The sequence below is a fragment of the Providencia sp. PROV080 genome (assembly GCF_033688105.1).
Lineage (GTDB): Bacteria > Pseudomonadota > Gammaproteobacteria > Enterobacterales > Enterobacteriaceae > Providencia > Providencia zhejiangensis.
This window is the reverse complement of sequence record NZ_CP096346.1, coordinates 1291859-1312473: the sequence shown is the minus strand read 5'-3', so window position 1 is coordinate 1312473 and position 20615 is coordinate 1291859. Positions and strand designations below refer to the sequence as shown.

At 38.5% G+C, this 20615-nt stretch carries 19 protein-coding genes; 5 read left to right on the top strand and 14 right to left on the bottom strand.

What is annotated here, in order from left to right; genetic code table 11:
- Positions 1–55: 55 nt before the first annotated feature.
- The 3 genes from panB to panD are packed head-to-tail and all read left to right on the top strand — an operon-like array spanning position 56 to position 2172.
- Positions 56–847, top strand: coding sequence for a 3-methyl-2-oxobutanoate hydroxymethyltransferase (panB, locus tag M1F03_RS05680; protein ID WP_154622205.1), 792 nt, complete (start codon positions 56–58; stop codon positions 845–847).
- Between the two features lie 33 nt (positions 848–880).
- Positions 881–1744, top strand: coding sequence for a pantoate--beta-alanine ligase (gene panC / locus M1F03_RS05675; RefSeq protein WP_154622206.1), 864 nt, complete (start codon positions 881–883; stop codon positions 1742–1744).
- Between the two features lie 47 nt (positions 1745–1791).
- On the top strand, positions 1792–2172 hold the full coding sequence (gene panD / locus M1F03_RS05670; RefSeq protein ID WP_154622207.1) for an aspartate 1-decarboxylase: 381 nt from the start codon (positions 1792–1794) through the stop codon (positions 2170–2172).
- Between the two features lie 66 nt (positions 2173–2238).
- Here panD and M1F03_RS05665 read toward each other — a convergent pair whose 3' ends face one another.
- The 12 genes from M1F03_RS05665 to M1F03_RS05610 all read right to left on the bottom strand — a co-directional run bounded on the left by M1F03_RS05665 (position 2239) and on the right by M1F03_RS05610 (position 16336).
- Complete coding sequence (locus M1F03_RS05665) at positions 2239–3282, bottom strand: fimbrial protein (RefSeq protein ID WP_154622208.1); 1044 nt, start codon at positions 3280–3282, stop codon at positions 2239–2241.
- A gap of 14 nt (positions 3283–3296) precedes the next feature.
- Positions 3297–5792 carry a fimbria/pilus outer membrane usher protein gene (locus M1F03_RS05660; protein WP_251463758.1) on the bottom strand — a complete coding sequence of 832 codons (2496 nt, stop codon included), beginning with the start codon at positions 5790–5792 and terminating at the stop codon, positions 3297–3299.
- Positions 5793–5819: 27 nt separating this feature from the next.
- A complete protein-coding gene (locus tag M1F03_RS05655) occupies positions 5820–6494 on the bottom strand; it encodes a molecular chaperone (RefSeq protein WP_251463756.1) in 675 nt (224 codons plus the stop codon).
- Positions 6495–6564: 70 nt separating this feature from the next.
- Complete coding sequence (locus M1F03_RS05650; protein WP_154635637.1) at positions 6565–7140, bottom strand: fimbrial protein; 576 nt, start codon at positions 7138–7140, stop codon at positions 6565–6567.
- Between the two features lie 573 nt (positions 7141–7713).
- A complete protein-coding gene (locus M1F03_RS05645; RefSeq protein WP_154624215.1) occupies positions 7714–8256 on the bottom strand; it encodes a fimbrial protein in 543 nt (180 codons plus the stop codon).
- 1 nt (position 8257) lies between these two features.
- Positions 8258–8809 carry a fimbrial protein gene (locus M1F03_RS05640; protein WP_251463754.1) on the bottom strand — a complete coding sequence of 184 codons (552 nt, stop codon included), beginning with the start codon at positions 8807–8809 and terminating at the stop codon, positions 8258–8260.
- Between the two features lie 12 nt (positions 8810–8821).
- Positions 8822–9886, bottom strand: coding sequence for a fimbrial protein (locus M1F03_RS05635; RefSeq protein ID WP_251463752.1), 1065 nt, complete (start codon positions 9884–9886; stop codon positions 8822–8824).
- Between the two features lie 10 nt (positions 9887–9896).
- On the bottom strand, positions 9897–12467 hold the full coding sequence (locus M1F03_RS05630; protein WP_251463750.1) for a fimbria/pilus outer membrane usher protein: 2571 nt from the start codon (positions 12465–12467) through the stop codon (positions 9897–9899).
- A 33-nt stretch (positions 12468–12500) separates the two neighbouring features.
- Positions 12501–13181, bottom strand: a complete 681-nt coding sequence (locus tag M1F03_RS05625) for a molecular chaperone (protein ID WP_154624219.1) — start codon at positions 13179–13181, stop codon at positions 12501–12503.
- 136 nt (positions 13182–13317) lie between these two features.
- On the bottom strand, positions 13318–13869 hold the full coding sequence (locus tag M1F03_RS05620) for a fimbrial protein (RefSeq protein WP_251463748.1): 552 nt from the start codon (positions 13867–13869) through the stop codon (positions 13318–13320).
- A 758-nt stretch (positions 13870–14627) separates the two neighbouring features.
- Positions 14628–15398 (bottom strand): ABC transporter permease, encoded by a 771-nt coding sequence (locus tag M1F03_RS05615; protein ID WP_154622523.1) that lies wholly within the window; start codon positions 15396–15398, stop codon positions 14628–14630.
- Entirely contained in the window at positions 15395–16336 is a 942-nt protein-coding gene (locus tag M1F03_RS05610) for an ABC transporter ATP-binding protein (RefSeq protein ID WP_154622524.1), read from the bottom strand. Before M1F03_RS05610 ends, M1F03_RS05615 begins: the two co-directional genes overlap by 4 nt.
- Before the next feature lie 258 nt (positions 16337–16594).
- On the opposite strand from M1F03_RS05610, the gene can reads away from it, so the two are divergent.
- Positions 16595–17248: a carbonate dehydratase gene (can, locus tag M1F03_RS05605; RefSeq protein WP_154622715.1), complete on the top strand. Its 654-nt coding sequence runs from the start codon at positions 16595–16597 to the stop codon at positions 17246–17248.
- Between the two features lie 122 nt (positions 17249–17370).
- Here the strand turns inward: can and hpt are convergent, their stop codons facing one another.
- Positions 17371–17907 carry a hypoxanthine phosphoribosyltransferase gene (gene hpt, locus M1F03_RS05600; protein ID WP_154622716.1) on the bottom strand — a complete coding sequence of 179 codons (537 nt, stop codon included), beginning with the start codon at positions 17905–17907 and terminating at the stop codon, positions 17371–17373.
- A gap of 357 nt (positions 17908–18264) precedes the next feature.
- On the opposite strand from hpt, the gene M1F03_RS05595 reads away from it, so the two are divergent.
- A complete protein-coding gene (locus M1F03_RS05595) occupies positions 18265–18801 on the top strand; it encodes a hypothetical protein (protein ID WP_251463746.1) in 537 nt (178 codons plus the stop codon).
- Positions 18802–18990: 189 nt separating this feature from the next.
- Here the strand turns inward: M1F03_RS05595 and cueO are convergent, their stop codons facing one another.
- Positions 18991–20613, bottom strand: a complete 1623-nt coding sequence (gene cueO / locus M1F03_RS05590) for a multicopper oxidase CueO (RefSeq protein ID WP_251463744.1) — start codon at positions 20611–20613, stop codon at positions 18991–18993.
- Positions 20614–20615 lie beyond the last annotated feature (2 nt).

Here is a 20615-nt window from a genome sequence, read left to right as displayed (position 1 = left end):
GTGACCTTCCTAATAGAAGGGGTCATTCGTGGGATCTTTTCCGGAGGTTATTATAATGAAACCCATTTCTCTGGCTACTCTGGGTCAGTTCAAAAAAGACAAACACAAATTCGCAACCATCACGGCCTATGATGCCAGCTTTGCGCAGTTATTTGCAGAGCAAGGGATCCAAGTCATGCTTGTCGGTGACTCTCTGGGCATGACCGTTCAAGGCGAAACAAGCACGCTTCCCGTTACTGTTGAACAAATTGCTTACCATACTCGCTGTGTACGCAAAGGTGCTCCTGACGCATTTATCATCGCAGATATGCCATTCATGAGCTATGCAACACCAGAGCAAGCCTGTGCAAATGCGGCTGTTTTAATGCAAGCAGGGGCTAACATGGTAAAAATTGAAGGTGGCAGTTGGCTTTGTGATACCGTCAAGATGCTATGTGAACGTTCTGTACCTGTTTGTGGACACTTAGGACTCACACCACAAGCCGTTAATGTACTTGGTGGTTATAAAGTCCAAGGGAGAGATGAGGTCACCGCTAACCAATTAATGAAAGATGCCATCGCCTTAGAAAATGCAGGCATTCAGCTTTTGGTCCTTGAATGTGTTCCTACATCACTTGCGAGCAGCATCACTGAAGAGCTTCTGCTTCCCGTGATTGGCATTGGTGCAGGAAGTGGTACTGATGGGCAAATTCTCGTCATGCATGATGCATTAGGCATCACAGCTCGCCCACCTAAATTTGCCAAAAACTTTCTTGCCCAAGCAGGCAATATGCAAGATGCTATCAGGTTATATATTCAAGAAGTTGAAGCGGGGATCTACCCAAGTGAAGCTCACTCGTTTGAATAATGTCATTATGGCTCAATAATAAGGAATGCACACATGCTGATCGTCGAAACGTCGCCAATCCTCCGCCGTGAAATCCGCCGCTGGAAGCTAGATGGTAAACGTATTGCTCTTGTACCAACCATGGGAAACCTGCATGATGGGCATCTGACTTTAATTGATGAGGCAAAACAACAAGCCGATATTGTTATTGTTAGTATTTTTGTTAATCCCATGCAGTTTGATCGTCAGTCTGATTTAGCCAACTATCCTCGCACTCTGCAAGAGGATTGTGAGAAACTGAAACGTCGTGACATCAATCTTGTTTTCGCACCGTCAGTGAAAGATTTTTACCCAGAAGGAATGGATCAACAGACCTTTGTTGAAGTACCTGAATTATCATCAATATTGGAAGGTGCTAGCCGTCCGGGGCATTTCCGTGGTGTTTCCACCGTCGTGACCAAGCTCTTCAACTTAGTCCAACCTGATTTAGCGTTTTTTGGCGAAAAAGATTATCAACAACTACAACTGATTCGCAAAATGGTACATGACCTTTCATTTGATATACAAATTGTCTCTGTCCCTACCGTTAGGGCCAAAAATGGCCTGGCACTCAGTTCGCGCAATAATAACCTTTCCGCTGAAGAGCTAAAAATAGCCCCTCAATTGTACAATATCATGAGACAAACGGCAGATAAGCTCAGTGCAGCTCCAGAAACCGTTGATACATTGCTTCAAGAGACTGAAGATTTACTACGGCAAGCAGGCTTCACGCCAGATGAACTGTTTATCCGTGATGCAGAGACACTCGCCGCACTCAATGCGAGAAGCAAAAAAGCGGTGATTTTAATGGCGGCATGGTTAGGTCAAACTCGGCTCATTGATAATTTACAGGTTGACCTACCCGCTGTTTCAGCTTAAAAAAATAAGCAAACACAGCATAAATATTAAGATGGCAGATAACAATTATGTTTAGAAAAATGCTACAAGGTAAGTTACACCGAGTCAAAGTAACACAAGCCGACCTTCACTACGAAGGATCATGTGCGATTGATCAAGACTTTATGGATGCAGCAGGGATCCTCGAATACGAAGCTATCGATATCTATAATGTTGATAACGGCGAGCGCTTCTCGACTTACGCGATCGCTGGGGAAAGAGGCTCTAAAATTATCTCGGTCAATGGCGCAGCTGCTCGCCGCGCCGCGGTTGGTGATAGGCTGATCATCTGCTCTTATGTGAGTATTAGCGATGAAGATGCGCGCCAACATAAACCAAAGGTTGCTTATTTTGACGGCGATAACGTCATGAGCCGCATAGCTAAAGCCGTTCCGGTACAAGTCGCTTAATCTCTTTAACCTCCAGCGATGAGAAACTCACTGGGGGTTATACTTTTTCATCGTGGTCAAATTAGCTTAGTCAAACTGCAAAACAAATTGTGCCGTTGCTTCCGCTTTCCCCGCTTTTATCGAATGGCTATAACGATAATATTCCGCCTTCAGAGGAACCATCGTTTCCCCTTTCTCTAAATCCGCTAATTTAACGAACGTTTGATTAACCAAAACATTATCATTACTTAATGGTGATTTCACCACGTAACCAATCCCACTTGCATTACTCCCCTGCCCTTCATTATCAATCTTAATAACCGCATCTTTGCCATCATAACTTTCGGTTTTATTAGCTATCAATTTGATCTTCGCTGAAACATTTCCCGTACAAACGATTTTGATATTCTCTTCAACAGCGGATGACTGAGAAGGAAAGCCTATTGACGAAAATGCGGTTATGGGTAAACGAGGCAATGTAAACGTCAAATCGGTATTTTGAGCAGAACAAGATGTGGGTGCACTTTCGACCTTACCTTTTAATCGATAAGTGAAACCGACTTTCGTTGACCCACCACCTGACTCAAAACGTTTAATTAACACTGAACCAATCACTGAGTTAGTAAAGGTAGTCGGTGTTGGATTATCTTTTGCGGCATAGAAAATAACTGTCGCATCAAGTGGCATTAATGACCCTTCAGGTACGGGTAACTCTTGCCCCGGACGATTACGAAAAGGGAGTCCGGTTCTATTATCAATCAACACATAAACAATATTTGCAGGTCCACCCGCGTGAACATGATAAGCAGGTCGACCGTCAATATCCCCATAGTATCGAGCATAAATACCGCTACCTTCACCATACGTTGCGTAACCATAAACTTGTGAATCAGGCCCGCACTGAGCAATACCACCACGCCCACTCTCACGTTCGAAGGTGTAGCGCCCAAGTTCATCATGTTTTTTGATCACGCCACTCAATTTAATATCAATCGTGGCACGCATTGCTGAATGATCTTGTCCATCCCCGCCGGGGAGACAGTCCTGAGCAGAAAAACTTTTATTTATACCAACGAGCATTAAAATTAAGCTCAGTACCAAAACACGACCTAAATGTATTTGTTTTTTCATTGCTAGTGCTCCTTTTAACGGCACTCTGAATTAAGCATATAAAGCCCATTCGTTGGTATAGCCTTTTCGATGTTATAATTCACAGTACAGGATTCATTAACACCATCATTTGTCCAATTAACCTTAATTTGGCCTTTTGGTTTATCCGCGACTAAATACAGCGTATTAAAATTAGAAACTAAATGAGTCGCGTCGTCTTCTGTCACCGCTTTCGCTCCAACAGGTAATTCTTTATTCATTGGAAGCTGTAGCTTAAATAATAACTTGTAGCCTTTCTTCGCTTCAAAATCCGCGAGTATTAATGCGCCTTTTGTCGGAATAACATTATTAATAATATTATTCTCAATTTCGGTATCCTCAGGAATTGTTTTCGTATCAATCGCTAATGTATTTTTACGATACGGAGCAATACCTGGCACAACCGCCAAACCAGATGAGTTAGTTTCTACAGAATGTCCATTAATGACACCAACCCCAGCGGCATCTTTCGTCAAGATCAACGCACTCGTATCTTGCATTGACGGGGCTAGCACCATGCCATATTGCGTACCAACTAATGATCCGCTAATACCATAGTTAAAGTTTTTGTTATTATCGTTGTAAGCATATCCAGCATTCACCACCGCATAAGGAGAGCGATAAGAACTGCTTAATCCACCTGAATATCCAACACCTTTATTACTGTAACTTTGATAAATATCCCAAGTACCACGATATGATTCACCGTAGCTTCCATTTAATCGTGCCGTTTGTGATGTCCTATGCTGATCATCTGTTGAGACCCCATAATTGACATACACAGTATTATCAAATACATCAAATGGCACACTGATATTTAAACTCAGGTTATATGAGCTTTTATTATCATTTTGGAACTGCCTGCCTTTTGAGTAAGTGTAATAGACACTATAATGCACCTTATCTATATTACTGTTAAAACCCGCATTATAAGACTGTTGTTTATTACCGCTTGCATATTCATAAACAACAGCGTTTAAGTTGATAGAGCTAGCACTTCCCAAAATTGGCTGAGACAATGATGCAGTATATTCATTTTTCAATTTATCATAACTACCATGGTCTTTATTCTCATAAGAGAATGCATCATCAATATTTAAGAAATTGTTATCAAAGTGACGAAAACCGGCCAGTGATAAACTGGTATTGGTCATTTCAATACGTTTTGAGTAATTAACTCTAAACGCATTTCCACTTAATGTCGTTTTATTTTCAACATTAGCGCGAGAATGCACCATATCAGTCGTAATTGCACCGACATTTCCTAAGTTAAAACCCGTACCAATTGCGTAAGATTGATAATGTTTAGAATACAATACACCACTAAAAACTGTGACAAAATCTGTCAGCCCATAATAAACTTCAGCTTCATTAATATAACGACCATCACCTTTGTTATTACCGTCATACTGACCACTAGAGAAACTGTATTTTAACTTTCCTTTTCTTTCTAAAAACGCAATGGAAGAAAAAGGAACAATAAAATTCACTTCGTTACCACTCGCCTCTTGCACTGTAACATACAAATTACCACCATTACTCATTGGGTAATAATCAGTAATTTCAAAAGGTCCTGCTGGTACACTTTTCTTATAGATAACCTGTCCATTTTGAACAATGGTTACCACTGATTCAGAGTTGGCAATACCATTCACACTCGGAGCATAGTTCGTTAAATCGTATGACTCCATTTGTCTGTCAGTCGCTAACTTAACCCCTTTAAATTTAAAGGAGTCAAAGAGCTGTGAGTTTGTATATAAATTCCCTAGTGTTAGCTCACTTTTAATTGTATTAATATTTCTTGATAGCGTGTTACTGATGCTATTCCACTTATTTTTTTCTCTCTCATTGTTTGACCAAGTTGAATAATTACGATAACGCCACGCACCTATATTGACTTTACTTTGGATATTACCGTAATAATTATCATCAACTTTGCCATTTTCATAAGTGTTAAATGCTGAAAATGAATAATTAACGAATATCGCTGGAATACCATTATCCCACTGTTCTTCTTCTATTTGTTTGATACGCTGTTTATTAATCATTAACTGAGGAACAGTTAATGAAAAAACTTTGGTATTTAAATCAAGATAATGGCTAACATATTCAATATCATTAATATTAAAACATTGCTGCTCATCTTTTATCTGTGACTGGAAATCAATACCAAAACTTTCCCACTCAGAAAAACTAAAGCAAGGCGTTAGCTGTTCACCGCCATTCGCAGTAGACATCATGACAAAATTGATATCTTTAGTAAAAACTAAATTATTATTAATAAAAAACTTCACATGATATTTCCCTGGTGAAATATCATTTTCTCTGAAAACATCCAAGTCTTCATTCGTGAGCTGTGTTCCCATTCCTGCTATATTTAATAAGCTAGGTGGATAGTAATCAGCAGCACGCATATCTAATGAATATGATGCAAATAAAACAGCCATAACAATAGGCGAGCATGGATATTTTTTATAAAAAAAACGATTCATAGGCCTTTACTCAGCTTTTTGAGATTATTATTTTATCGTATAACTGCTATCTAACCCTTTACCATAATCATTGATATAGTTCAGAGAAATTGTATGAATACCTGCACCTAATTTAGGAATATTTATAGTTGTTTCAGAACGAGGTTCTAAATAACTTGGTGCTTCAACTTCTTTACCATTCACCTTAAGTTTCGCTATATTGATATAAAAAGGTGTCGGGTTGTTGACTTTTATACCTGATGCCGCTTTATACCAAGCCAGTTCATTTACTGACTCTTCTACTTTTTTATCTGATAATGCTGTGGGACGATAAATTAATTTTATTTTATTTGTCATTGAATAACGTAAAACGTGTTCTAGATCTTCACTGCTAGGCGCGACAAATTTAACATTAAGCCAATATAATGATTCCTTATCGCTTGGTAATGTCGACACTTTCATTAGCTGAATCGTATTTTTTTGTTCAGCTCTTAATTTTACTAATGGTGGTGTTACCGCGAAATCTTGTGTTACATTACCCTTTTTATCTTCTACCCAAGATTGAAGTAAGTAATTCCGATTTTTATCCGTATTAAATGCAACAACGCCTTCACTTTTATCTTTTTCATGATAAATCACACGAGTAGTTTCTAAACCAAACCCAGCATAACTTGATGAAATAGAAACACAGAATAGCGATAATGCAGAAATTATTTTCTTCATAAACATAGGCCCCATGATAGAAAAGTTAACGCAGATTAATAATTCATAATTAATAATCTGCGTTAGCAAATTATTTATAAGTAATTTTATAATTTAATGTTGCGTTAGCTTGGCCTGCTTCTACTGTATCATCCGTACTAACATATTTTGCGATGAAAGTTCCACGCCATTCAGAACTAGAACCATTCACTTTGATATCTTCACTTTTACTACCATTGACTTTTAAAGCTCTAGATGGCTGATCTTCACGATAAATACGGATACCAATATTTTTTGCTACATTAGTACTACCTTTATTATCTAATTCTAAAATAGTGTCATCATAGCGATTTGCATTACCCGTCAAATTAATAGAAACGGTTCCTTGGTCTGGGCAATCAACTAATTCAACTTTTAATTTACCATCACCACCAGTACCACCAACTTCATCACCTTCATCACTAAATTCACTCGTTGCAAAACGTCCCATTTTGACTTCAGCATTCGGTGAATAACTATCGTTTAAGTTAATGGTACAAGTCGCATTATAAATAAGCCCTTTAAATGAAATTGTGCCATTTTGTTCTGCTGCTGTAGCAGTAGCTGAAAATGCAAATGCAGAAGCAATAACAGCCATAATCATTTTTTTCGTTGATAATGTTTTCATGAATATACCTTTATACTCTTATCAGTAAATGTAACTCTATTAGTCATTTATCAATGAATTAATAGGGCGCATCAGACAATACTCTCCTAAAGCTTAATTGATAAATTTCAAAAGCATTTTGAGTAAAAAAAAGAATCAATATTATTAAATCTTGTAACCCACATTATGAGTAACAAGTGAAGTGAGTATATAGGATAGAAATGATGATGAGTTTATGTAAATTTTTCTAAATGTAAATTTACGATGCTCTAAAAAATACTTTAGAACTCTATAATTCATTGTTATAAATGACTTTTATTTTTTGATCAACATCAAAAAATAAACATAAAGTGGTAGGGTTGAAAAAATAGAATAATATCAATGTGTTAGTCGTATGGGATTGTACTTATAAATATTCTGACCTTTACTCTTTTTTGTATTATTTTTTTACACTTACTTTAAGTAACCTTAATAATAACGATTATTGACAGTCGCATTACGACAGCAAATGATTGTAGTGAACCCCAAAAACAAAAACCAAGATAAGCGTCACAAACTTTATCTTGGCTTGAATCGTCATCATCAAATACATGGTTATTGATAAACAATGTCGATTGTCATCGATGCATTCGCGCTACCTGAGGTCACTTTCTCTTCCATTTGCTTATAATAGCCACGCATTAAAATCGCAATATCACCATCCTTCTTAACCGTTTTGATGATTTCATTTCGTTTGTTTAGCTCTAATACTTTCCAGTTACCACTTTCTGTAAAATATTCAGTCTCTATACCGACTCCCGTCGCACTGCCGCTTTCTGCGTTGAGAGCAAGTACACTTGAATGCCCTAAATAGCTATTCCCTTCAGGTATAAAAATCACCGGAATATCACTTGGGCATTTCAACGTAATCGACCAATCTTTTTTTTCACTGGTAGAACCAATATTGCCACCAAATCCTGTTGAACTGAGATAAATATCCCCTAATTTAATATCTTCACTTTCCTTTGAGGTAAGATCACAGGTGGCTGCTTTGACTGAACCTGTAATATTCACTAGTGTGTGATATCCATACGCTTGATTGAGTGTCAGTCCCAACAAGCCGACCAACGCAATACCGAGTATTTTTTTTATCGCCATATTAATTTGCCTGTACGACAAAGGTAACCGACGCATTAGCCTTACCTTGTGTAAGCTTAGTATGGGTTTGAACATAACGCGCCCTAACCTTTAACGACGTATTACCTTTATTAACCGCTTCATTTTTCATGAAGTTATAAAGCGTATTGATATTTCGATTGACCCAGCGATGAGACGCATTTTCATAACTTTGTATTTCAATCGCTGCTCCTGTCGAATAACCATTACCTTTATCGAGAGATAAATATTTTCCACTGGACTCTGAAGCACCTTGAAATTGGCCATTCAATAGACTCATTGAGTCAGGGCACTCAAAATCAAGTGTAAATTCAACCCAATCTGATTGGGTATTTTGTGCACTGCCAAAACCATTTTGGCTTTTCGTTAACCATGTGCCCAAATCAACATTGATATTCTGTGTTTTAATGCCACAAGTGGAGTATTTAATACTCCCTTTATAATGAATATTCACCATTGCCGTGGCATGATTGACCATGCAGGAAAGCAGCGACATGGTCAGAAAATAACGTATCAATTTATCGCGCTGTTTCATGACATCAGGTCCTTAATCATAGACAAACGTCATTGTTAATGCCGCATTTCCAGAACTAGGTTTGACGGTATTAGCTGTTTTTATATATTTAAAAATAAAGGGAACGCTATAAAGCTTATTTCCTTGTTCGGAGCGAAATAAAAATCGATGGTATTTGCCAATCACATTGCTGTCCCCACCAATTTTTAATGGCGTAGGATCATCCCTATGAAAAACCTGCACGCCATAACCGGGAGAATTAGAATTATCAGTTAACTCAATGACATCTCGGCCTATACTCGGGGTTCGTCCATATTCGCCAATAGAAACATACACCCGAATACCCGCATTACATCTCATATCAACATTTTCTTCCGCTGATCCAAAATGTGATCCCGTAGATAATTTATTAACTTCGTTAAGGTCATGTTCACCCAAGTCAACATTTAATCGTCTCGTATCAATCTCGCAAGTAGAGGCTGTTGATGTCAAATCAGTATAACCATTACTGACATAACCATAGTAAATGATATTTTTGTTATCCATTTTATAACATTGGATAAATGCTCGAGCATCTCGAGTAATGTTTGTCTTTCCAAGAGGGGGAATACCGTCAACTCTCACCCGCGCATAAGCAATTTCAAGATTTAATCTAGGGCTCGGCTTATGTATTTCATATTTAAGGCCATTAGTACCATGTAAGAGGGGTTGCCATTTCCGTTGGCCTTCTTCCCTAAACCCCCATGCATAACCAATTCCTTTAACAGTACTCGCATAAACAGGAAATGACACGCCATCATAATTTATCGTTAGCCCAGTCTCTCGTGAAGAGCCATCACGTATCATAAAATATTCGAAGTTTTCTCTCTCATTAGGATTATTTAGATTACTGTCACAGGCTATTCCTGAGTAGATTTGCCACCCTTCACCGATTATTTCTCCTGATGCCATTTCAGCTTCCGCAGTACCAAAAGATAATTTAGAATCTGGTATGTCGATGTCTGGACTTATATCTGAGGCCCTAGCCATATTCATGCAGCTAAATAGCAATCCCAGCACAAACAGGATAAATGGTGTTTTTGAAATTAATCTATGCATTAGTTTCCCTTTATTCACATATTATCTGTAATGATGCGACTGGCATTTGCTTTTCTTTGTCATTCAATTGGTAATGTGCTGTACATTGCTCGTTAGAATGATTCCCCCATTTAATATGGATTTTCCCTTTTTCTGGCATGCCACTTAGATAAATATCGCCATTATCGCCAACAATGCCACTACTACTGATTTCAGGGTGATCCGAAACTAATTGCCCAACTGAACCAAAAGGAATCGCTCTAGCATGATAGGAAACATTGAATAAAATCCGATATCCTGTGTAAGTTTTAAACTCTGCTAGCATAGCCGCACCTTTTGTCGGTATTAGCGTGGCTGAATTTTTTTGTAGGTCAACATTATCCGGTAATGAGGTTGTATCTAATGAAATTTCATTCTGTGCGTAGGCATTTAAATAAGGGACGATCGCATAGCCACGACTATCGGTACGAATCCCTGTTTTATTTTGAATTTTAACGCCTTCTGCTCCTGGCGCTTTAACAATAGCGAACGAGTCATAAATAGGTTGTGATAATGTCACGCCGTCAGAATGTACAACAATGGCGCCATTTAAACCGTAATTAGCGCGCTGTGAAAATCGGTCATAACTATAACCGGCATTCGCTATCCCATAACCACTTTTATAGGACAATGATGCATTACCTTGGGCTCGCTGGTTACGATTACCATACGACTGCTGAACGGAATAGTTTAGGTTCTTATCTTCTAACAATGAGCCGCTTAAACCGGCCATATAATTGCTATCGCCATGGTTATTACTACTCATAGACATATTTAGCATGCTATCACCAAAAGCAGATCCACTAAGAGGTATACTTAAGGAAAAGACAAATTGATGATCAGCTTTGTTATTGCCTGCAAAATCCGAGTAACTATAGTTAAATGTGTATAAATAACCTTTGTGGCTATTGCTATAGCCTGTATTTACCGTACGCTCTTGCCCTCGTTGATTCCAAAAATCCTGCTGGTAAGCAGAGGCATAAATATTACCATAGTCCCCTAAACTTTGGTTAATCATGGCTTGATAACGATTTTTTTTGTTATACAGGCGGTCATTATAATTGTTTGAATTGGCCTCTGAGAAAGTATAAAAACCCTCAGTTGAATAACGGTAACCCGCAAAAGTTAATGTTGTACCTGTCGACAACATATTTTTAGTATATTGAAAACGGTATGACTGCCCCGTTTTTCGTTGATGATTAAATTGTGAAAATTTTGTTTTTGCTTGAGTAACATCTGCTGATAACGCGCCTACATAGCCTAAATTTAACCCCAAACCCGCTGCGTATGATTGATAATCGTCTGAAAACAGTCCACCACCGTAAGCTGTGACCCCTTTTGGTAAACCATAAATAGCCGTCATTTGCGCAAAATTAGGTTCTTTGCTACTACTATTTTGTTTAAATTTCCCCCCAGTTACCGAATATTTAAATTGCCCTTCACGTTGCATAATCGCGAGAGAGGAAAAGGGAACAACAAACGAGCGTTCACTGCCATCCGCTTCTTTGACTGTCACGGTTAAGTCGCCACTGGTTCCCGTTGAGTAAAGGTCATTAATTTCAAATGGGCCTGGTGATACATAGGATTGGTAAATAATGTAGTCATTTTGTTTGATGGTCACTTCAGCATTGCTTTGTGCTATTCCCCTAATTATCGGCGCAAAACCACGCAATGAGCTGGGGATCATTGATTCATCAGAGGCCAGTTTTATCCCGCGAAATTGAAAACCATCAAATATATCACTCGGTGTTGAGGTATCCCCAATCGTTAATTGGGATTTTATTGAATTAATACCACGTTCAAGATAGGTTTCGATATTTTGCCATTGGCTTCGATTATCCTGATAAGAATAGGTCGAATAATTTTTTAAACGCCAAGGACCAATATTTAGCCCACTACGTAAATTAACATAATGGGAAGCGCTGTCCGCACTGGAGGATTTATACCATGTATTAGAGCCTCGATAGAAATAGCTCAGTACCAGTGCAGGAATACCATCATTCCATAAGCTAGGATCAACCGTACCTGACGCTTTTTTGCTCATCGCTATTTGCGGAACAGATATCATCAGCTTCTGCTGGGTTAATTGAAGCCGTGTATAAGCATCTGGTATATAATGAGAAATATCATCAATGGGCTGATCATCTGATAATTTATCAAAACTAGCGATATGTTTTACATCCACCCCCCAATTTTCTAGTTCACTTTTAGTTAAAACAGGGACGAGTTTGTGATTTTCCCCATTATTAATAAACATAAGGGATTCAGAGCCGACTTTCAGCCCATTTAGTATGATATCGACATGATATTCCCCTGCCTTCTGCCCACCCGGTGTCGAGAATTGCTCTAAGCTTTGTAATTCAGCAACATCTTGTCCATTAACAGGGGTTAATGAATGCGGGCTGAAGTAGTCATCAGCAAAAGCTCCCGAGACAAATACCACACTCACCGGTATTGTTAAGCTCGCGATAAATTTGCCAAACAAATGAGGATTCATCTTTCTAAATTCAAATATGGATACTAAATTTTGTTGTATTAACGCTTTTTCTCTAAAAATTAGCATAGTGGCAAAATTCCATACCTGATATGGTTTTTATTATTTTAGTGTTTGCTCTTGGCTGTCGGTAATAGCGCCCGCATCAGACACTGCCTTCCACATAACTTTATTACCTTGTGCACCGGAAATATTCCATGATTGTTCACCCATAGGAGGAAGCATCGCGGGTTCATTGATAGACTTATTTCCTACCTGCAAATCACTGAAAGACACATAATAAGGTGTTGGATTTTTGCCCACTAACATATTGCCATTTCTTTCAAATGTGACTTTTTTATAGGCGTTTTCGGCGTCTGAGTTAAATAAAGATTTAGGGCGATAAATTAATTTAATTCTATTGTTAATTGAAATAGTTAAGTTATTTTTTGCTTTTGGATCCGTTGGGGGAATGGATTTTACATTTAGCCAAAAAATAGACTCTCTATCTTCGGGAAGATCTTTGCCTGTATAGACAATCCGCAAAGAGTTAGTTGATTCTGGTTCGATACGAAATAATGGTGGTGTTATTACAAAAGGTAATTTGGCTTGATTTTGTCCCTCAAAGTTATCAATCCATGATTGGATCAAGTAAGGGCGTTTGTCATTATTACGTACAGAAATTGAAGCTTCTTTGCTGTTTGCATCATAAATAACGCGGGTACCACCAAGAACAACACTTGCATATGCTTGCGTCATCATCAAAAAAAATGCAACAACCGCTGATATTACTATTTTAAACATAACATATCCTATAAATACGGAGTAAATTTACTCAATGGTTAGCGGAAAACCAACCTAACTCCGTTAATGCTTATTCGACATGGTTAAATTAATGTGGGAACAATCTCCCACATTAATAATGGCTATTCATCTTGCATTATTGGTTATAGGAAATAGTGACAGTAACATCTGCGTTAGCTGCGCCCGCTTTAGCGGCCTCTGTTGTGACATAACGCGCGTAGTACGCTTTTTCTCCACTATTACTTGCACCAGTAAGTTCAATTTCACCCGCTGGCTCACCAGGAGTAATATACGCTGTATCACTCTCATTATGGGTAATACCAATTCCAGCGCCTACATCTGTTGTCGTTTTATATAAGCTAGGGTTTGTTGCGTTAGCTGTACCAGAGAAAGTGATTTTGGCTTTTTTAATGACATCAGGGCAGCCATTCAATGCGATCACAAATTTTGTTGGTGTTGTTGTCTCATTTGCATTTTGCAGATTGCTAACAAGCCACGTACCTAATTGTACAGTTCCTTCATTAGAATTTTCATTATTTGTTTCGATCGAGCAAGTAGAATCAACAAATTGCCCCTTAAAATGAATAGTTCCGGTTTCTTTACCATCGGTAACATCGGCATTTACAGCACCGACAAATAAGGACATAGTAATAGCTGAAGTAACTAATAAGACTTTATTTAGTTTCATCTTGATGACTCCTAAAATATATAATTTATTATCTTAGTTTTTATTGCCATATAACTATGAAATTACATAGTTTAATGAAGTTATTTTCATACCTAAACACCTAAATGGAGTATATTCAATTTATATTGAAAATCCAGCTTATCCGATAAAAATAAACATTTGCAATAAGTCACCATAAAACACCAGCAAAACAAAAATCAAAACACAACAATAAAAATTAACCCCCTGAAAATGACAAATACACAAACAAATAATCCATCACAACCATCGTAATCTATATTATCTAAAAATACATAAATGTAACGCAATATTACCCTATATTACACCAACAAAAGAGATATTTTAGATGCAATAATTCACAAAAAAAAATAAAAGCCAATATAATCAAAAGTTTTTTATGGGAAATAATTTTTGTTAGCTCGAAAATAAACTTAAATTTAATATTTAAATTCTTCTAATTTTTTTGTTCGTTACATTTGAACACACATAGCCAATGCATCATTATTTTTATTTTTCTTATTAATGGATGTTATTATTTCTGTAGGGCACTATTTTTGAGAGAGATTAAATAAGTAAAAACACTTAAAATTTTCTGTGTATATTTAACAGTCATTGGTTTTGGTTAAATATCAACATTCACACAGCGATAAATAGGGCTTTAAATATCGAGTAGTGTACAAAAAACAAGCCTCCAAACAATTGATTCTCAACTATTAGGAGGCTGTATTATTGAATTTTTATAGAATAAAACGATGTTATTAGCTTCTTAAGCCGCGACCCTGTTCAATTAAATACCAAGTCAGCGCATAAAAAACAATCAAAAAGACCAGCAACACGCCTAATGTCACAGCAATTGATACATCCGCAATGCCTAAAAAACCGTACCTAAAGCCACTAATCATATAAACAATTGGGTTTAATTTTGATACGGCCTGCCAAAACGGCGGCAATAATGAAAGCGAATAGAAGACCCCCCCTAAATAGGTTAACGGCGTCAACACAAACGTAGGAACGATACTAATATCATCAAATGTTTTCGCAAAAATAGCATTCAATAAGCCTGCAAGTGAGAAAACTATTGCCGTTAATAGCAACGTGATGACGACCATTCCCCAAGAATGCACTTGTAGAGGGATAAAAAATAGCGAAACGATAGTCACCAATAATCCAACTAAAATACCACGAGCGACGCCTCCCCCGACAAATCCCGCAATAATGACATGCGTTGGTACAGGTGCAACAAGCAATTCTTCAATATTTTTCTGGAACTTAGAACCAAAAAACGAGGAACAAACATTGGAGTAGGAATTGGTGATTACGGCCATCATAATCAAACCGGGGACAATAAACTGCATATAGTCCACCCCGCCCATATCACCAATTCGCGAACCGATCAGGTTCCCAAAAATAACAAAATAGAGAGACATGGTAATGACTGGCGGTAATAACGTTTGTACCCATATGCGACCAAAACGGGTCACCTCTTTTATCCAAATAGTTTTTAATGCAACCCAATACAGAGAAATCATTGTGCTTCCTCCATATGCGTAGCATCACTGTCTTTTTTGACTAAATTCACAAAAAGTTCTTCCAATCGATTGGCTTTATTGCGCATGCTCAAAATTTCCACACCTTGTTCATTAAGCTGGCTAAATACGCCGTTAAGCCCTTGCTCTCTTTTGACATCCACTTCTAAAGTGGATGTATCCAGTAAACGCGTCTCATATCCCTTCAGATCAGGTATTGGGCTTCTCGTTCCCAAATCAAAAATAAACGTTTCTGATTCCAACTGACTTAATAACTGCTTCATACTGGTGTTCTCAACCAGTTCGCCGTGTTGAATAATGCCGATATTGCGGCAAAGCATTTCAGCTTCTTCAAGATAATGTGTCGTCAAAATAATCGTCGTACCTTGAGCATTAAGCTTTTTCAAAAAACTCCACATAGAGCGACGTAATTCAATATCGACCCCTGCTGTAGGTTCATCTAAAATTAATAACTTAGGTTCATGCATCAAAGCTCGTGCAATCATTAAGCGGCGTTTCATCCCCCCTGATAAATTACGAGCACGCTCATTACGTTTTTCCCATAAATCCAGCTGAGTTAGGTATGTTTGGGCACGTTGATGCGCGACTGCACGAGGAACACCGTAATAGCCAGCTTGATTCAATACTATCTGTAACACCGATTCGAAAGGGTTAAAATTAAATTCTTGAGGAACCAATCCTAGTTGTTGTTTGGCTTGCACGACTTGTTTGTCTAAATCATAACCAAAAACCTTAACAGACCCACTCGTTTTATTGACCAATGAGCTAATGATTCCTATTGTGGTGGACTTACCCGCGCCATTAGGGCCAAGTAACGCATAAAAGTCACCATCTTCTACGCTTAGGTCAATCCCTCGTAAGGCTTTCACCCCACCGGAATAGGTTTTGGTTAGCTGCGATAACTCAAGTGCGTAAGTCATATTTAAAAAACACCTTTATTCTTGGGTAGGTTTAGGAGCAATATAATACTATGATGCCATTTTTTCCTGATCACTGTTATGCAGAAAAGAGAAAATAGGTATATGCTAGCTAATTCAATTGGTTAGCTATATCAATATTGTCTAATCAGAATGAAATATGCATCATAGGAATGTAAAAATTAATATAACTGAATATTAATTAATAAATAAATGTTGTATAAGATTTTACCGTAAAGTAACACAACTAGGCTATACGTCATGATGAGAAAAATTGAAGAGCTGTTTGCTAACAACGAAGCATGGTCAGCTTCTGTAAATGAAAAAAATCCTGAATTCTTTAAAGAGTTATCTAAAGCTCAAAAGCCAAGATTCTTATGGATAGGGTGTTCAGACAGCCGAGTACCTGCTGAAAAATTAATTAATGCGGCGCCAGGTGATCTTTTCGTTCACCGTAATGTTGCTAACTTAGTTATTCACACTGACCTAAACTGCTTATCGGTCATCCAATACGCTGTTGATGTTCTTCAGGTTGAGCATATTATCATCTGCGGCCACTATGGATGTGGTGGTATTGAGGCTGCTGTTGACAATACAGAGCTTGGCTTAATCAATAACTGGCTACTGCATATCCGTGATATTTGGTACCGACATAGCTCGATGCTCGGTGAACTAAAACCTTGTGAACGTTTAAATCGGTTATGTGAACTAAACGTTGTTGAGCAAGTTTATAACCTTGGTCATTCAACCATTATGCAGTCAGCTTGGAAACGCGGGCAAAAAGTGATGATCCATGGTTGGGTTTACGGTATCAACAATGGTCGCTTGCATGACCTACACACAACAGCGGATAGTCGAGAAAGACTTGAATTGTGCTATCGTGAAGCTATCGCCAAACTGACAAACAAAAAATAAGTTTTATGCTTTAGCTAACGAAAAGGGCTGTTTATCAGAACAGCCCTTTTTATGAGGTAACTCGTACAAGTGAGTACTAACACCAAGATTGTTGTGCGCCGTATGACGAGTAGCGTGAGTGATTACTCTTCGATCAGTGTAACGTGACCAATATAGGGTAAATGACGATATTGCTGCGCGTAATCGATGCCATAACCCACCACAAATTTATCTTCAATCGAATAGCCAATCCATTCAACTGGCACATCCACTTCACGGCGTGATGGTTTATCGAGTAGCGTACAGATAGCCACTGATTTTGGACCACGCAACTCAAAAATTTCGCGCACCTTATTTAAGGTATTACCTGAATCAATGATATCTTCGACAATCAAAACATGCTTTCCACGAATATCTTCATCTAAATCTTTGACTATCTTAACATCACGACTTGAATTCATCGCATTGCCATAACTTGAAACAGTCATGAAGTCGACTTCATGAGGCGCGTCAATTTTACGACATAAGTCAGCCATAAAAATAAAGGAGCCTTTTAACAAGCCGACTAATACCAGCTCGCCTTCAATATTTTTATAATGCTCACTAATTTTTTCAGCAAGTTCACTGACTCGCTGGCTGAGCTCTTCTTCAGAGATCATAACTTCAAGAGTATGTTTCAATTTACCAATACCTATTTGTTTTCAATACTAAAAATCATATTTCATATCAAAGAATTCGCACATTTAAGAACGAAAAAGTAATAACATACAAAATATGAGAACAAAATTTTCAGCAAGTATAACAGAACTCACCATTTGTCGTAAAAGAGGATCCTGTGACTTGTTATAAATTTTATCAAATACGTAGAATGATATTCAAAACACATTGATATAAAAATCATCAAAAACAAAATAAATAATTACAAAACAATTGGATATAAATTTCGATTAACGTCAAGAAAAGAGAAATTTAAGACTATTGATAACGTTATTTAATGAATAAAATAAAAGCTCACAAACTCAAAAAGGAAATTGTTGATGCCTTTACCACAAAGATTAGCCCCTCAAAAACCCCAGAAACAGAAGATTGCTCGCCTGAAAACGCTATTAGAACTAATCACACATGAAATCCAACACCATCAGCGTAATGAATGCGATATAACTGTACAAAAACACATTTCACAATGGAATGAAATTGCAGTCAGGACTTTCGAATTTCATGAGTTTAGAGATTACCCTTCATGGATCAGCGAACAAGACTTTATCTGCTCCGCACTCCTTCAATCCACCTATATTGATGACCTTAAGTTCGATGAGCTTGTCATGATTGTCGATTTTATTTGCAGTGCGGAAGGAAGCGAAGCAGAGCAAGGCCATGCATTGGAATTGCTAGATATCAATTTTCCCAATGCAAATGCTTCAGATTTGATTTATTGGCCAGATGAATGGTTTAACAATGAAGAGATAGACGATGAATTCAGTGCTGAAGAGATTGCTTGTTACCTTTGTCTTCATTCCGGTAGGATCCTCGCTAATACACCAGAAATTGCGTTACGCTACCCTTTACCCAAATAACCATTATTGACCTAATGAGTGACATGCCTATTTTCACTCTCATCGTAGTGCCACAGACCAGGCCGTATAAGCTATAAATAATAACAACAACCAAATGGCTTTATTGTTCACTTTCTAATTGTTAGGGGCTAACAGTATCCACAATAGTCAGCCCCTAACATACTCAACAATTAATGAACCGTTAGCCTGTTAGCTAACAGTGAATCCCATCATCATGCCTGTATCTTCATGCTCTAATAAATGGCAATGAGCCATATAAGGATGCTGTTTAGTGGCGGGATGTTTGAATTCAACTAATACCTCACTGACTTGGCCTTCAACCTTAACGATATCCTTCCAACCTTGTCTGTGTGGTTCCACGGCTCTACCATTCTCTTTCAATATACGGAAACGTGTCCCATGAACATGGAATGGATGCAACATCATATCCCCACGACCCGAAATCACCCATAGCTCTTGTCGATTCATGGCAGCATTAAAGGCTGCTTCTGTCATAGAAAAGGCTTGTCCATTAATCGTATTGGCGTTGTATATATCTAGCTCACCTGAATTTGTTCCACAATGGCCGCCACTATTACGCATTCCCCCCATATTACCATGGCCCATATTGCCATGATCCATACCACTGTTCTGCATCATATGACCTTGCATCATGCCACCATGGCCCCCCATATTGCCCATAGCTTGGTCACCATAGCGCTCACGTAGCATCATCATACCCTGCATATCCAAACGCATATCCATCATTAAATGGAAACGACGACGAGTTAATCCAGCTAATGAAGGCAGTGCTGGTAAACTTGCCAACTGAGTCGGTAGCTGCCCCTCACTCGCACTCATCGTGGTTTCGACATGCAGTACAGGTAAAGGTTGATCAAATGGTGCAAGCGTCATTCCCATTTGATTAACCGGTAATGTCACTAAATCGAAAGAGCGGCCATCCGTTGCATCAATTAAGATTTCAAACCTCTCCCCCATAAGAATCGGCAACTCTGTGACTGCGATAGGTTCCGCAAGTAATCCACCATCACTCGCCACCACATACATTTTGCGGCCATCACTCGTTGAGATATTCAAGCTACGTGCGTTACAGCCATTAAGTAGTCTGAAACGTAACCAACCTTTCGGCGCGACGTGCTTAGGGAATACCGCGCCATTGGTTAACATGAGATCACCAAACCAACCTACCGCTGCGCTCATCACATCTAATTGATAATCAATTTGTCCATCATCCTTAAGACGCTTGTCCTGTAAAATCACTGGGATATCATCAACGCCCCAGGTACTCGGCAATCCATGCTTATTGCTTTGCTCATCTTTAATGATAACCAGACCCGCAAGCCCCATAGCGACTTGATGGCCTGTTTTTCCGTGTGTATGAGGGTGGAACCAACAAGTGGCTTCTGGTTGCTCTACAGTGAAATTAACTTTGCGGCTAGCTCCTGGCTTAATAATTGCCTGCGGTCCACCATCCTGTTCTCCTGATATTTCAAGGCCATGCCAGTGAACGGTCGTCTCTTCCGGTAATTGATTAGCGATATGAATATTGACGTTTTGACCATTTTTCAAGCTAAGTGCTGGCCCGAGTAGATCCCCGTTATACCCCCACGTTGTTGTTTTCTTACCCGGAACAAATTGAGAAACCCCTTGTTTAATCGCAAGTTGAAGATTACCTTGCGCATCAGGTTCTATCAGAGGTGGGATAGCCAGTGTCGGGTAATTGTCGGCAGCCACAGCGATACGGCTCCACACAGGCAGTGCACTTGCAGCATAAGCGATAGCACTTAGCTTAATGAAATCGCGACGTAACATTG

What these genes read in the sequence shown, in the direction of transcription:
- panB (WP_154622205.1), top strand. Translation starts at nt 56, where the DNA reads ATGAAACCCATTTCTCTGGCTACTCTGGGTCAGTTCAAAAAAGACAAA.
- panC (WP_154622206.1), top strand. Translation starts at nt 881, where the DNA reads ATGCTGATCGTCGAAACGTCGCCAATCCTCCGCCGTGAAATCCGCCGC.
- panD (WP_154622207.1), top strand. Translation starts at nt 1,792, where the DNA reads ATGTTTAGAAAAATGCTACAAGGTAAGTTACACCGAGTCAAAGTAACA.
- M1F03_RS05665 (WP_154622208.1), bottom strand. Translation starts at nt 3,282, where the DNA reads ATGAAAAAACAAATACATTTAGGTCGTGTTTTGGTACTGAGCTTAATT.
- M1F03_RS05660 (WP_251463758.1), bottom strand. Translation starts at nt 5,792, where the DNA reads ATGAATCGTTTTTTTTATAAAAAATATCCATGCTCGCCTATTGTTATG.
- M1F03_RS05655 (WP_251463756.1), bottom strand. Translation starts at nt 6,494, where the DNA reads ATGAAGAAAATAATTTCTGCATTATCGCTATTCTGTGTTTCTATTTCA.
- M1F03_RS05650 (WP_154635637.1), bottom strand. Translation starts at nt 7,140, where the DNA reads ATGAAAACATTATCAACGAAAAAAATGATTATGGCTGTTATTGCTTCT.
- M1F03_RS05645 (WP_154624215.1), bottom strand. Translation starts at nt 8,256, where the DNA reads ATGGCGATAAAAAAAATACTCGGTATTGCGTTGGTCGGCTTGTTGGGA.
- M1F03_RS05640 (WP_251463754.1), bottom strand. Translation starts at nt 8,809, where the DNA reads ATGAAACAGCGCGATAAATTGATACGTTATTTTCTGACCATGTCGCTG.
- M1F03_RS05635 (WP_251463752.1), bottom strand. Translation starts at nt 9,886, where the DNA reads ATGCATAGATTAATTTCAAAAACACCATTTATCCTGTTTGTGCTGGGA.
- M1F03_RS05630 (WP_251463750.1), bottom strand. Translation starts at nt 12,467, where the DNA reads ATGCTAATTTTTAGAGAAAAAGCGTTAATACAACAAAATTTAGTATCC.
- M1F03_RS05625 (WP_154624219.1), bottom strand. Translation starts at nt 13,181, where the DNA reads ATGTTTAAAATAGTAATATCAGCGGTTGTTGCATTTTTTTTGATGATG.
- M1F03_RS05620 (WP_251463748.1), bottom strand. Translation starts at nt 13,869, where the DNA reads ATGAAACTAAATAAAGTCTTATTAGTTACTTCAGCTATTACTATGTCC.
- M1F03_RS05615 (WP_154622523.1), bottom strand. Translation starts at nt 15,398, where the DNA reads ATGATTTCTCTGTATTGGGTTGCATTAAAAACTATTTGGATAAAAGAG.
- M1F03_RS05610 (WP_154622524.1), bottom strand. Translation starts at nt 16,336, where the DNA reads ATGACTTACGCACTTGAGTTATCGCAGCTAACCAAAACCTATTCCGGT.
- can (WP_154622715.1), top strand. Translation starts at nt 16,595, where the DNA reads ATGATGAGAAAAATTGAAGAGCTGTTTGCTAACAACGAAGCATGGTCA.
- M1F03_RS05595 (WP_251463746.1), top strand. Translation starts at nt 18,265, where the DNA reads ATGCCTTTACCACAAAGATTAGCCCCTCAAAAACCCCAGAAACAGAAG.
- cueO (WP_251463744.1), bottom strand. Translation starts at nt 20,613, where the DNA reads ATGTTACGTCGCGATTTCATTAAGCTAAGTGCTATCGCTTATGCTGCA.